This window comes from Chitinolyticbacter albus (assembly GCF_024437655.1).
In the GTDB taxonomy this organism is placed as follows: domain Bacteria; phylum Pseudomonadota; class Gammaproteobacteria; order Burkholderiales; family Chitinibacteraceae; genus Chitinolyticbacter; species Chitinolyticbacter albus.
In genome coordinates this window covers 24,289-37,401 of sequence record NZ_JANBVF010000010.1, presented here as the reverse complement: position 1 = coordinate 37,401, position 13,113 = coordinate 24,289, and the positions used below count along the sequence as shown (strand labels likewise).

11 protein-coding genes are annotated in these 13,113 nt (G+C 63.3%); 7 read left to right on the top strand and 4 right to left on the bottom strand.

The genetic code is table 11. From position 1 onward, the window contains the following. Positions 1-13: 13 nt before the first annotated feature. The 6 genes from NLI84_RS07970 to NLI84_RS07945 all read left to right on the top strand — a co-directional run bounded on the left by NLI84_RS07970 (position 14) and on the right by NLI84_RS07945 (position 6,636). A complete protein-coding gene (locus NLI84_RS07970) occupies positions 14-1,327 on the top strand; it encodes an anaerobic C4-dicarboxylate transporter family protein (RefSeq protein ID WP_255989440.1) in 1,314 nt (437 codons plus the stop codon). A 325-nt stretch (positions 1,328-1,652) separates the two neighbouring features. Then, a complete protein-coding gene (locus tag NLI84_RS07965) occupies positions 1,653-3,551 on the top strand; it encodes a monovalent cation:proton antiporter-2 (CPA2) family protein (RefSeq protein WP_255989439.1) in 1,899 nt (632 codons plus the stop codon). 61 nt (positions 3,552-3,612) lie between these two features. After that, positions 3,613-3,996 (top strand): DUF6394 family protein, encoded by a 384-nt coding sequence (locus tag NLI84_RS07960; RefSeq protein WP_255989438.1) that lies wholly within the window; start codon positions 3,613-3,615, stop codon positions 3,994-3,996. 15 nt (positions 3,997-4,011) lie between these two features. Then, positions 4,012-5,736 (top strand): potassium channel family protein, encoded by a 1,725-nt coding sequence (locus NLI84_RS07955; protein ID WP_255989437.1) that lies wholly within the window; start codon positions 4,012-4,014, stop codon positions 5,734-5,736. Between the two features lie 178 nt (positions 5,737-5,914). Next, on the top strand, positions 5,915-6,235 hold the full coding sequence (locus tag NLI84_RS07950; RefSeq protein ID WP_255989436.1) for a DUF2917 domain-containing protein: 321 nt from the start codon (positions 5,915-5,917) through the stop codon (positions 6,233-6,235). Positions 6,236-6,357: 122 nt separating this feature from the next. Then, on the top strand, positions 6,358-6,636 hold the full coding sequence (locus tag NLI84_RS07945; protein ID WP_255989435.1) for a hypothetical protein: 279 nt from the start codon (positions 6,358-6,360) through the stop codon (positions 6,634-6,636). A gap of 18 nt (positions 6,637-6,654) precedes the next feature. Here the strand turns inward: NLI84_RS07945 and NLI84_RS07940 are convergent, their stop codons facing one another. The 4 genes from NLI84_RS07940 to pyrG all read right to left on the bottom strand — a co-directional run bounded on the left by NLI84_RS07940 (position 6,655) and on the right by pyrG (position 11,820). After that, complete coding sequence (locus NLI84_RS07940; protein WP_255989433.1) at positions 6,655-8,127, bottom strand: aminotransferase-like domain-containing protein; 1,473 nt, start codon at positions 8,125-8,127, stop codon at positions 6,655-6,657. 128 nt (positions 8,128-8,255) lie between these two features. Continuing rightward, positions 8,256-8,588: a cell division protein FtsB gene (gene ftsB / locus NLI84_RS07935; protein WP_255989431.1), complete on the bottom strand. Its 333-nt coding sequence runs from the start codon at positions 8,586-8,588 to the stop codon at positions 8,256-8,258. A gap of 94 nt (positions 8,589-8,682) precedes the next feature. Then, the gene (gene eno / locus NLI84_RS07930) at positions 8,683-9,978 is read right to left on the bottom strand and encodes a phosphopyruvate hydratase (RefSeq protein ID WP_255989430.1); all 1,296 of its coding nucleotides are present in this window, start codon (positions 9,976-9,978) and stop codon (positions 8,683-8,685) included. Between the two features lie 189 nt (positions 9,979-10,167). Continuing rightward, on the bottom strand, positions 10,168-11,820 hold the full coding sequence (gene pyrG / locus NLI84_RS07925) for a CTP synthase (RefSeq protein WP_255989429.1): 1,653 nt from the start codon (positions 11,818-11,820) through the stop codon (positions 10,168-10,170). 416 nt (positions 11,821-12,236) lie between these two features. Between pyrG and NLI84_RS07920 the strand changes: the two genes are divergently transcribed. Beyond that, on the top strand, positions 12,237-12,971 hold the full coding sequence (locus NLI84_RS07920; protein WP_255989428.1) for a beta-ketoacyl-ACP reductase: 735 nt from the start codon (positions 12,237-12,239) through the stop codon (positions 12,969-12,971). The last annotated feature ends 142 nt before the right edge of the window (positions 12,972-13,113 follow it).

The following is a 13,113-nucleotide window of genomic DNA, read 5'->3' as shown; positions in this document are numbered from 1 at the left end:
GTGCCGGCCGCACATGATCGCCCTCGAATTCCTGGTCGTCCTCTCAGCCATCCTGATCGGCGCCCGCCTGGGCGGTATCGGGCTTGGCGTGATGGGCGGCCTGGGCCTGGCGGTGCTCACCTTCGGTTTCGGCCTGAAACCCACCACCGCGCCGATAGACGTGATGCTGATGATCGTCGCAGTGATCACTGCCGCCGCCTGCCTGCAGGTGGCTAGCGGCATGGACTGGCTGGTGCGGCAGGCCGAGCACCTGCTGCGACGCAACCCGCGCCAGATCACTTGGTATGCGCCGCTCGTCACCTACGGCTTCACGCTGTGCGCCGGCACCGGCCACGTCGCCTACGCGGTGTTGCCGGTGATTGCCGAAGTATCGCGTGAGGCCGGCGTGCGACCGGAACGGCCCCTGTCGATCGCTGTGATTGCGTCGCAGGCCGCCATCACCGCCAGCCCGATCTCCGCCGCCACCGTAGCACTGCTCTCGCTGTTGGCCGGCGATGGCGTGCAGCTGTTCGATATCCTGATGGTGGCCATTCCCGCCACGCTATGCGGGGTGATGGCGGGTGCGGCCGTGGCAAGCCGGCTGGGGCCCGAACTCGATGCGGATCCGGTCTATCAGGCACGGCTCGCGGCTGGGGAAGTGGCGCCACCGCATCGCACCGACGTGCCTGAGTCACCTGCGCATGCCCGGCATGCCGTGGCGATCTTCCTGCTCGCGGCCGGCGCCGTGGTACTGCTTGGCTCTTTTCCCGCCTTGCGCCCCAGCTGGCAACTGGCGGGGCAGACACAGACGCTGGACATGGCCAGCGCCATCGAGATGGTGATGCTGTCGGCGGCAGCGCTAATCCTGCTAGTTTGCCGCGTGCCCGCCGAACAGGTGGTGAAAGGCAGCGTGTTTCGCGCCGGTGCAGCCGCCGTGATCGGCATCTTCGGTGTGGCGTGGATGGGCGACACCTTCATCCAGGCCAATATGGCGTTCTTTTCGGGCGAAATCCGCGCCACCGTGACTGCGGCACCCTGGCTGTTCGCGGTGGCGCTGTTCGTGATGTCCATCCTGCTTTACTCGCAGGCCGCCACCATCCGTGCCCTGATGCCGCTCGGCATTGCGCTCGGGCTGCCTGCCCCGGCACTGATCGCCATGTTCCCGGCGGTAAACGGCTACTTCTTCATCCCCAACTACCCGACCGTGATCGCCGCGATCAATTTCGACGCCACCGGCAGCACGCGCATCGGCCGCTGGTTGCTCAACCACAGCTTCATGCTGCCGGGCCTGACCTGCAGCGTCGTGTCAGTGGGCGCGGGCTTTGCCCTCGCCCAACTGCTGCTGTGATGCCAGTGGCCACCACCCGGCCGGCGCGGTGATCCGGTGAGCTTTGCCTCGACCAGCGGGCTGATTTCGCCGGCCGATTGCGCCTAGCCAGCGCGGGATTGCGCACCTCGGCGTTGACTACGGCCAAGCACCCGCTTCGATGGCAGCACTTTGCAAGCTGCCCATGGGTCTGCGCAACGATGCAATCAAGCCCGCAGGACTCACCGCTATACTGGGCGACTTAGAAGCGCTGCGTGCGCTTAAGAGCACTGGAACACGCTGCGCCTTGCCGTGGGGCGAGCACTATCGCGGCGACTAAGGCGGCTGGAGGCAGCGTTGCAGACTCATGAGCGAATCGCCGTGCGAGCCGGAACAGAACTGGCACGCTTTCACTGATGCAGGCCCGGCGTTCTATCGCGCCAAGCCCAGCAGCCATAACCGGGTCACCCTGACCCACCACACACCCGACAAGATGACCCTGACCAGCCAGATTGCCGTTTTCCTGTGCGCCACCGTGGTGATGGTGCCCCTATTCCACCGTGCGGGCCTGGGCGCCATCCTCGGCTACCTGGCCGCCGGCGTGCTGATCGGTCCCTGGGGCCTGGAGCTCGTCACCCAGATCGACCGGATCCTGCACTTCGCCGAGCTCGGGGTGGTACTGCTGCTGTTCGTGATCGGGCTGGAACTGCAGCCGTCGCGGTTATGGGTATTGCGCCGTGCGGTATTTGGCCTGGGCGGCGCGCAAATGCTGCTGACCGCGGCGGCGATCGCGCTGGTGCTCAAGTTGATAGGCGTGGCGTGGATTGCGGCCATCATCGCCGGGCTGGGCCTCGCGCTGTCGTCGACCGCCTTCGTGTTGCAGATGCTGGCCGAAAAGCATCAGCTGACCACTCGCCACGGCCGCGATGCCTTCGCCATCCTGCTGTTCCAGGATCTGGCGGTGATCCCGCTCCTGGTGCTGGTACCGCTACTCTCCAACGGCGAACTACCCAGTTGGCACGATCTCGGGATGGCGCTGGGCGCCGTGGCGCTGGTCGTCGTGGGCGGCCACTGGCTGCTGCGCCCCGCCTTGCGCCTCGTGGCCAAGGCCGGCAGCCAGGAAGTGTTCGCCGCCGCCGCGCTGTTGATCGTGCTCGGCACCGCGCTGTTGATGGAAGACGTCGGCCTGTCGATGTCGCTCGGCGCCTTCCTTGCCGGTGTGCTGCTCGCCGATTCCGAGTATCGCCATGAATTGGAAGCGACACTGGAACCGTTCAAGGGATTGCTGCTCGGCCTCTTTTTCATCGCGGTGGGCATGTCGGCCAACCTGGGGCTGTTCCGCCAGATTCCGCTGGTACTGGTATGCGGCGTGGCCGGGCTGATGACGATCAAGTTCCTGGTGCTGTATGGCCTGGGCCGGGTGACCAAGGCGGGCGACTATACGGCGCGCCATCTGGGCGTGGCACTGGCACAGGGAGGCGAGTTCGCCTTCGTGCTGTTCGGTCTTGCCACTGCCAGCGGCGCCATGCAGCGCGGCCTCGCCGACACGCTGGTGCTGGTGGTCACGCTCTCCATGGCAGCAACCCCGCTGATCGCCAAAGTGCACGAGCGCTGGATCTCGCCCTGGCTCGCCCGCGCGCCCAAGCGTGAGTTCGATACCATAGAGACGGAGCACGGCAGCCGGGTGATCATCGCGGGCTTCGGGCGCTTCGGCCAGATCGTCGCGCGCCTGTTGCGGGTGAAGAAGATTCCGTTTACCGCGCTGGAAGCCAGCCCCGACCAGGTGGATTTCGTGCGGCGCTTCGGCAACCAGGTGTATTACGGTGATGCCTCGCGCATCGATCTCTTGCGCGCCGCGCACACCGATGAGGCCGAGCTCTTCATTCTCGCCATCGACGACATCGAAGCGTCGGTGCGTACCGCCGAAACGGTACGCCACCATTATCCCAAGCTGCCCGTATACGCCCGTGCCCGCAATCGCGCCCACGCCTACCGCCTGATGGATCTGGGCGTCACGGTGATCGAGCGTGAGACCTTCCACTCCAGCCTGGCGCTGGCACGCCGTGCGCTGATCGCCCTTGGCATTCCGGCCGAACGTGCCGACCGGGCGGTCGCCACCTTTCGCGACTACGACGAGAAGCTGGTGCTGCGCCAGCACGCTGCCTATCACGACGAATCGCAGCTGATCCAGACCACGCGCGAGGCCATGCTCGAGCTGGAAAACCTGTTCGAAGCCGACACGCGCGAAGTCGAACAGGAATCATGATCGCCGCAAACCCGCGCCCGCGCCTCTACAATCCAATCACCCTTCTGTTTGCGACCTTGCCATGAACCTGGAAAAAGTGATTTTTGGCTTCTTTATCGTGCTGGCGTTCACGCTGAACTTCGGCTTCTTCGTCGGCGAGATCGACGTGCCGCACCAGCACGATGTGTTCGAGCTGTTCGCCGCCATCGTCGTCAACCTGATCGCCACCGTGCTCAAGTTCGGCGATCGCACCCAGGTAGGTGCCGTGCATCTGGCCACCAGCCTCGTCGCCGATCTGCAGCTGATCGCCGCCGCCTTCGTCTGGGGTTATAGCGTCTACGTCGCGGGCCTGGGCACCAGCCCCGGCGTGATGTCGAGCGTGGTGTCGCTATCGGGTGGTGCGCTGGCAGCCAACCTGGTGTCGGTGGTGCTGTTGATCGGCGAAACCCTGTCGCTGCGCCGCTGAGCGGGGTCGTCGGCAATGCCCAACGTCGTGTTCCTGGTGCTGCGGCGCATGCGCGCGCCGCTGATCACGCTGATCCTGATCTACGCGATCTCCGTGTTCGGCCTCGTCGTCATTCCGGGCGTAGACAATCATGGCCAGCCCTACCGCATGGATTTCTTCCATGCGTTCTACTTCGTCAGCTACACCGCGACCACCATCGGCTTTGGCGAAGTGCCGTTTGCCTTCACCTATACCCAGCGCATGTGGGTGGTGGTGTGCATCTACCTGTCGGTGATCGGCTGGGCCTATGCCATTGGCACCACGTTTTCCATCCTGCAGGACAAGAGCTTTCAGCAGGCGGTGCAACTGGCACGCTTCGCCAGCCGGGTGCGGCGCATCAGCGAGCCATTCTTCCTGATTTGCGGCTACGGCCAGACCGCGCGCCTGCTGTGCAAGGTGCTGGACGACCAGCGGATGCGCTTCGTGGTGCTGGAGCTACGCGAGGACCGCGTGCATGACGTGACTTTCGCCGACTACCGCTTCGACGTGCCCGCCTACGCCGGCGACGCGGCGAACCCGCAATTGCTGACCGTGGCCGGCATCACTCATCCGCGCTGCCACGGCGTGCTCGCCATCACCGGCAACGAGGAAGCCAACCTCGCCGTCACCATCTCGGCCCACGTGCTGCGGCCCGAGCTGTTGTCGGTGGGGCGCGCCAAGACCCGCGCGGTGGCGGAGAACATGGCCTCGTTTGGCACCAACCGTGTCATCAATATGTTCGATGCCGTCGGTGCCCAATTCCGCCGCGCGCTGCATGCACCACACACCAGCCGGCTGTGGGATACGCTGTCCGATTTCCCCGGCGAGCCGTTGCCACCGCTGGTGAAGCCGCCGCGCGGCCATTGGGTGATCGTCGGCTTCGGTCGCTTCGGGCATGCGGTGAAGGAGGCGCTCGACTGTGAAGGCGCGACGGTAATGGTAATCGACCTGGAAGACCAGACTGAGCTGCCACCGGAACAGTATGTGCAAGCGCTGGGGGTCGACGCCGCCTCGCTCAGGGCTGCAGGCATCGAGCGTGCGGTCGGCATCGTCGCCTGCCACGATCATGACGCGCATAACCTATCCGCCATTGCCACCGCGCGCGCGATCAAGCCCGAGCTCTTCGTCGTCGCCCGGCAGAATCTGTCCAACAACGGCATTCTGTTCGAGTCGTTCAAGCCCGATGTCACCGTGGTGCGTAGCGAAGTGATGTCGCACGAATGCCTGCGCACGCTGACGACGCCGACACTGGCACGCTTCCTCGGTCAGATCCAGTCGCGCAGCGAAGTCTGGTCGCAAGCGCTGATGCGCGAAATCGAGGGCCTGTGCGAAGTGCATGTTCCAGCCACCTGGGTGGTGACGCTAACGGCGAAGAACGCCGGCGCCGTGTACGCCCTGCTCGCCCGCCCGCAACCCAGGCTGGAGCTGCGCCACCTGATGACCAACCCACAGGACCACACGCGGCGCTTGCGCGCGCTGCCGCTGATGCTCAATCGCGCCGGCCGTGACATCCTGTTGCCGCCGCCGGAAACCCCGCTTGCCTTTGGCGACGTGATCCTGTTCGCCGGCACATCGCGCGCGCGCGGCGCGCAGGACATCGTCCTCAGCCAATACCCGTTGCTCGACTATGTGCGTACCGGCCGTGATCAACCCAACAGCTGGCTGTTCCGGCGGCTGGCCGCATGGCGCGCAGCGCGGCATCCGGTAGAGGACGAGGGTTAAGCAAGGCTGCATCGCCAAGTTCCGGTCTTGATCGACACCAAACTGTATCCCCCAGGCATAACAGTACAGTTTCAACACAGCCCACACTGTCGGCGAAACTGTCATGGTGTTCTGCGTCTGCAACCCCCGCCGCCTGCCCGATACGATGGAGCCTCAATCTTGCCCTTTGGAGGTCGCCATGAAGAACGTCAGCATGCAATGCGCCGGGCTCGTCGCCGGGTTCGATTGCCGGGCCGGCATGGAACTGAGCTGCCAGCAGGGCCTGCTCTGGGTGACCGATGGCGAAGGCGATCTGCTGCTCCGCGGCGGCGAGCGCCTGAGGCTTTCCGGACGGCAGCGGGTCGTGATCCAGGCCTTGCAGCCCAGCCAGTTCCGCCTGACCTCGCCGGTGAGCGCCTGGCTGGACGCCCTGCTTTGCCAGTTGCTGGTAGGTGGGCGGCGGCTACGCCGCCAGCTCGGGCACAAATATGATGTACGGTTGACCGGCCAGCAAACTTGACACCCCGCACCCAGTCACACCTGCAGGAGCCTTACAGTTGGATGGAGCAAGTACGCACGCGGTAAGGCTTAGGCTGCTCGGGCGCGCGGCGCGTACCTGTCTCCCGGAGGAGGGCCACCACCATGCGCCGCCCCCCACGCTGGATTGCCTCGCTGGTCCTGGCTGTGCCGGCCACGCTGCACGCCTATCTGATCGACGACCTCGTCAACCTAAAAACCCTGATCGAGGGCCGCTGCGGCCCGCGCTTTCACGTGATCTGGGTGGATGACAGCGGCGTGACGCCGCCCTGCCTGCTCAGCTATTCGTTCGGCTGCGAGGAGATCCAGACCGTCGACGTCGCCGCCTGCGCCCTGTTGCCGCGACAGCCGGATATGATGCAGAGCGCCACCACGCCCAGCTGAGTCCCCAGCTGACGGCATTCAATCCGGAGCAAGGGCCAGCCGCTGCTGCGCCAGTTCGCCCAGGCGGCGAATGGCCGCCTCGTGCCGTGTGGTCCAGGTTTCTACGCAGCAGATGCGCATGCAGTTGCGATAGCTGCGACTGGGGCTGAACAGCTCGCCCGGTGTGAAATTGATGCCCTCGGCCATAGAATCGCGCAACAGCTCGCGAGAGTCGATCTGAGGCGGCAGTTCCACCCACAGCACATAGCCGCCCTGCGGCACGTTGAGCCGGGTATCGGCCGGGAAATAGCGCTGGATCGCTTCGACCGCGGCAGTCACCTGCTCGGCGACGATGCGGCGCAAGCGGCGCAGGTGGTGATCATAGCCACCGTTGTCGAGGAAGCGCGCAATGGTCTGCTGCAGCGCCAGCGGCGTCGAATAGGTGTTGATGAACTTCAGCCGCTCGATCTCGCGCTGCCAGCGCCCCGCCACGACCCAGCCGATGCGCATGCCGGGCGCCAGCGCCTTGGTGAACGACGAGCACAGCATCACGTTGCCGCCGCCTTGCTCCACCGGTGGATCGAACGCCTTGGCCGGGCGCGGGCGATCGCCGCGATGGAAGAATTCGCCGTAGAGATCGTCCTCGATCAGCGGGATGTGGCGCTCGGCCAGAAGCTCGACCAAGCGCTGCTTGTTCTCGTCCGGCATCAGGCAACCGAGCGGGTTGGAGAAATTGGGCAACAGCAGACAGGCCTGCACCTGGCCATCGCGCGTGGCAAGCTCCAGCGCCTCGATCGAGATGCCGGTCTGCGGATGGGTGGGAATTTCCAGCGCCTTGAGCTGGAAGCTCTCCAGCATCTGCAGCAGCCCGAAGTACGCCGGCGACTCGATGGCAACCACGTCGCCCGGCTTGGTCACCGCGCGCAGGCACAGGTTGATCGCCTCCAGGCAGCCGTGCGTGATCAACACCTCGTCCGATTCGAACTGTCCGCCCCAGGCCAGCGCGCGCCGCGCGATATGGCGGCGCAACTCCGGGTCGCCCACCGGCTTGCCGTAGTCAGACAGCATGCGCGGGCTGTGCCGCGTCACCTGCGACAGCAGCCGCTGCAGCTGCTGGTTGGGATAGAACTCGGGGCTGAGGATGGCAAGGCCAAAGTCGACGCGGATGGGCTTGAGTTCGCTCGCCTGGTAGGGCCACAGCACCGGTGGCGTCACCACTTCCAGCGGCTCGCGCGGCGGCTGGGTCAGCCCTGGCGTGCGCAGCACCGGCAGCCTGGCCACATAGAAGCCGCTCTGCGGGCGTGCCTCGATCAGGCCGCGATCCTCCAGTGAGCGGTAGGCTTCCATCACGGTGGACAGGCTGACGTGCCGTTGCGCCGAGAGCTTGCGGATCGACGGTAGCTTCTCTCCCGCCTTGAGCACGCCGCTGGCAATGGCCTGCGCGAGTTCATCGGCGAGCTGGGCGTAGAGCGTGTCGCTCTTACGCTGCAGGGGGGAGCTCACATCGTTCATGGCGCGGCCTCGTCATGGTGCGGGTTCGCACCACTATATCGCATCGCCGCGACAACACAACAGTTACAGCAATCCGGGTAAAATCGGCCGGGTTTGCAGTACAGTTTGCCGCGGGCGCGGCGAGTCGATCAGCGTGCTGAAGCGGCAGTGGCGGCCGGAACCGGCGCGGGCTTGGCGGCCACCGGCTTGGAGCGATCGAGGATCTGGAAGAACACCTCGTCCTTGCGGATCATGCCAAGCTCGTTGCGCGCACGCTCCTCGATGGCATCGGTACCGGTCTTGAGATCCTGGACTTCGGCGGCGAGCGCGGCATTGCGCTCGCGCAGCTTGTCATTTTCGGCGTGGCGCTCGGCCAGCTGCTGGTCGAGTTGCCAGACACGCAACCAACTGCCCTTGCCGATCCAGAGCGGCCATTGCAAGAGGGCGATCAGTAGCGCGAGAAGGATGGCGAGTGTGCGCATTGCAGCCAGGGTAAAAGGAAACCGGGGCGAGCGCCCCGGTTGCCGATGTTACTACAGGCTTGCCGTATCACCTAGGTGGCAAGCCTGACCCAGATTACTTCTTGATCTGGTAGAACGCGTTGATGCCCGGATAGTAGGCAGCATCGCCCAGTTCTTCCTCGATGCGCAGGATCTGGTTGTACTTGGCGATACGGTCCGAGCGCGACAGCGAACCGGTCTTGATCTGCATGCAGTTGGTCGCGACAGCCAGATCGGCAATGGTGGCATCTTCGGTTTCGCCCGAGCGATGGCTCATCACCGAGGTGTAACGATTGCGCTTGGCCAGATCGACGGCGGCCAACGTTTCGGTCAGCGAGCCGATCTGGTTGACCTTGATCAGGATCGAGTTGCAGATGCCCTTGTCGATGCCTTCGGCCAGGATCTTGGCGTTGGTCACGAACAGATCATCGCCCACCAGCTGTACACGGCTGCCAATGCGGTCGGTCAGTACCTTCCAACCCGCCCAGTCGCGTTCGCCCATGCCGTCCTCGATCGAGATGATCGGGAACTTGTTCACCAGGCCTTCCAGGTAGTCGACCATTTCGTTCGACGTGAAGGTGCGACCACCGCCCTTCTTGAAGGTATAGGTACCGCTATCCTTGTTGAAGTACTCGGATGCAGCGCAATCGAGGGCGATGTAGAAGTCGGAACCGGCCTTGTAGCCGGCTTTCTCGATCGCGGCCAGGATCAGCTCGATGGCTTCTTCCGGGCCGGCCACATCGGGTGCGAAACCACCTTCGTCACCGACCTGGGTCGGCAGGTGTTTATCGTGCAGGATCTTCTTCAGGTTGTGGAACACTTCGGCGCCATAGCGCAGTGCCTCACGGAAGGTCGGTGCACCGGCCGGAACGATCATGATTTCCTGGAAATCCAGGCTATTGGAAGCGTGTTCGCCACCGTTGATCACGTTCATCATCGGCACCGGCAGGCTCATCGGGCCCGAACCGCCGATATAGCGATACAGCGGCAGGCCGGCCTCCTCGGCAGCAGCCTTGGCCACGGCCATAGACACGGCGAGGATGGCGTTGGCGCCGAGCTTGCTCTTGTCGTCGGTACCGTCGAGGTCGAGCATGGTCTTGTCGATGAAGGCCTGCTCGGCAGCATCGAGGCCGATGATGGCTTCGACGATCTCGGTATTGATGTTCTCGACGGCCTTGAGCACGCCCTTGCCGAGGTAACGGCTCTTGTCGCAGTCACGCAGTTCCAGCGCTTCGCGCTCGCCGGTAGATGCGCCGGACGGCACGGCCGCACGGCCCATTACGCCGGATTCCAGCAACACGTCGGCTTCGACGGTCGGGTTGCCGCGCGAATCCAGGATTTCGCGGGCGACTACATCAACGATTGCGCTCATTGCCTTACCTCTATGGTTGATTATTGAACGGCAAACCACCAGACCTTGGCGCCTGCTCACGCGAAAGCGGTGTGTCCGAATCGCGCGCGCCGACGGGGCGGCGGCCTTCAGCCTAGCGGCCGAACATTACAGCGGGTAGTGAAATAGTCTAAACGGCACAAGGCGTTACCACCTTGTGCCGCCGCAAACTCAGCAGCTCAGCCCTACTCGTCCGTGCTCCTTGGCATAGGCAATGGCCGCTTCGATGTACGACTTGAACAGCGGATGGCCATCGCGCGGAGTCGACGTGAACTCCGGGTGGAACTGGCAGGCGAAGAACCAGCGATGCTGCGGCAGCTCGACGGTCTCGACCAGTTGCTCGGCGCCTGCCGACTTGCCGCTGATGGTGAGCCCGGCCTCGACCAGACGCGGCAGATAGTGATTGTTCACTTCGTAGCGATGACGATGGCGTTCGGTGATCGATTCCATGCCGTAGATCTTCGCCGCAAGGCTACCCGGCAGCAGATTGCACTGTTGCGCCCCCAGGCGCATGGTGCCGCCCAGGTTGGAGTTCTCGTCACGCTTCTCAATCTTGCCGTCGTGGTTCACCCACTCGTCGATCAGCGCCACCACCGGGTATTCGGTTTCGAGATCGAACTCGGTGGAGTTGGCGCCCTTGAGCCCAGCCACGTCGCGCGCGTATTCGATCAGCGCGATCTGCATGCCGAGACAGATGCCGAGGTAGGGAATATTGTGCTCGCGAGCGAATTTCACCGCGCGGATCTTGCCTTCCACGCCTCGCTTGCCAAAGCCACCAGGCACCAGGATCGCATCCATGCCCTCGATGCTGGCATTGCCTTCGGTTTCCAGCACCTCGGAATCGATATAGTGGATGTTCACTTCGCTGCCGGTATGGATGCCGGCGTGCTTCAGTGACTCGATCAGCGATTTGTACGATTCGGTCAGGTCGACGTACTTGCCGACCATGGCGATATTCACCGTCTGGGTCGGGTTCTCGATCGCGTCGACGATCTTGTCCCACATCGCCAGATTGGCCGGCGGCAGATCAAGCTGCAATTGCCGGGTGATGATCTGGTCGATGCCCTGTTCACAGAGCACGCGCGGAATCTTGTAGATGCTGTCCATGTCCGGGCAGGAAACCACCGCTTTTTCCGCGACATTGGTGAACAGCGCGATCTTGCGGCGCTCATCGTCCGGCACCATGCGGTCGGCGCGACAGATCAGCACGTCAGGCTGAATACCGATTTCGCGCAGTTCCTTCACGCTGTGCTGGGTCGGCTTGGTCTTGATCTCGCCGGCGGCCGCGATATAGGGCACGTAGGACAGATGAACGAAGCAGGTGTTCTCGCGACCGAGCGTCACGCCCATCTGGCGGATCGCTTCGAGGAAAGGCAGCGATTCGATGTCGCCGACGGTGCCGCCCACTTCGATCACGGCCACTTCGGCGTCGCTGGAACCCAGGCCAATGAAATGCCGGATCTCGTCGGTAATGTGCGGGATCACCTGCACCGTCTTGCCAAGGTAATCGCCGCGGCGTTCCTTCTTGATCACCGATTCGTAGATCTGGCCGGTGGTGAAGTTGTTGGCCTTCTTCATCTTGGAATGAATGAAGCGCTCGTAGTGCCCCAGGTCGAGGTCGGTTTCGGCACCGTCCTCAGTGACGAACACCTCACCGTGCTGCATGGGGCTCATGGTTCCCGGATCCACGTTGATGTACGGGTCCAGTTTCATCATGGTGACTTTGAGGCCGCGGGATTCGAGGATTGCGGCGAGAGACGCGGCAGCGATGCCTTTGCCAAGCGAAGACACCACACCACCGGTAACGAAGATGAACTTGGTCATGACTGCGTAGGGGAGTGTGAATTGCGCATTTTACCCGATGCCCCCTTCCCCCTCAATTCTGGACAAGACCGGCAGAATCTGCGCCAGGCCGATTTTCGGCCGCGACGGCCATGCCCGACAGGTTAGACAGCCCATCCGGGCACCAGCCACCCGTTCTGCCAGACGGTGACATGCAAGGGCGTGAGGCCGTGCTGCAAATTGTCGCCGCTTTTCATGGGGATAGCCTGTTTTCACTTTTGCGACTTTCCGGCTGCGGCTACACCTTAAGTAGGTGAAAGCCCGGATTGACGCGCAGTGTTGCAGATTTGCTGCGGCGCAACATGAGGTCATTTACCATCCACAACACATATATGTAAGATTCGCGCCGAACATGACGCGACGCACTTTAGCGTGACCACACAAAGAGGAAAGCAAACATGTCCAAGATTGCACTCGTTACCGGCGGCATGGGCGGCATCGGAACCGCCATTTGCAAGCAGTTGGCCGATGGCGGCTTCCGGGTCGTTACCACCTATTCGCGCCCGGGCAAGCAATCACAATGGCTGGCCGATGCCAAGGAAGCGGGCTACGCCTTCCACGCCTATGAATGCGACGTCACCGATTTCGACGCCTGCGTGACGTTGAAGAACCGCATAGAAGCCGAACTCGGCCCGGTCGATGTGCTGGTGAACAACGCCGGCATCACCCGCGACGCCAGCTTCAAGAAGCTGGACAAGACCAGCTGGGATGCGGTGATCAGCACCAATCTCGACTCACTGTTCAATGTCAGCAAGCAGTTCGTCGATGGCATGACCGAGCGGGGCTGGGGCCGCGTGATCAACATTTCGTCGATCAATGGCCAGAAGGGCCAGTTCGGCCAGACCAACTACTCGGCCGCCAAGGCCGGCATGCATGGCTTCACCATGGCGCTGGCGCAGGAAGTGGCAAAGAAAGGTGTGACCGTGAACACCATCAGCCCGGGTTATATCGCCACAGACATGGTGATGGCGGTGCCGGATGAGGTGCGCGCCAAGATCGTCTCCGGCATTCCGGTCGGGCGGCTCGGCAAGCCAGAAGAAATCGCCGGCCTCGTCACCTATCTTGCCTCCGAGCTGGCGGGTTTTGTGACCGGTGCCAACCTCGCCATCAACGGCGGCCAGCATATGTGCTGATCTAATTTGGCCTGTGAAATCAAAGCGGCACGCAAATGCGTGCCGCTTATTTTTTTGCCCGCACTATTATTCTTCATACAGGATTTCATGCGGCCCGATTACCATCGGGCTGCGCTTCACGCACACGCTTTTCCCAGCGTGA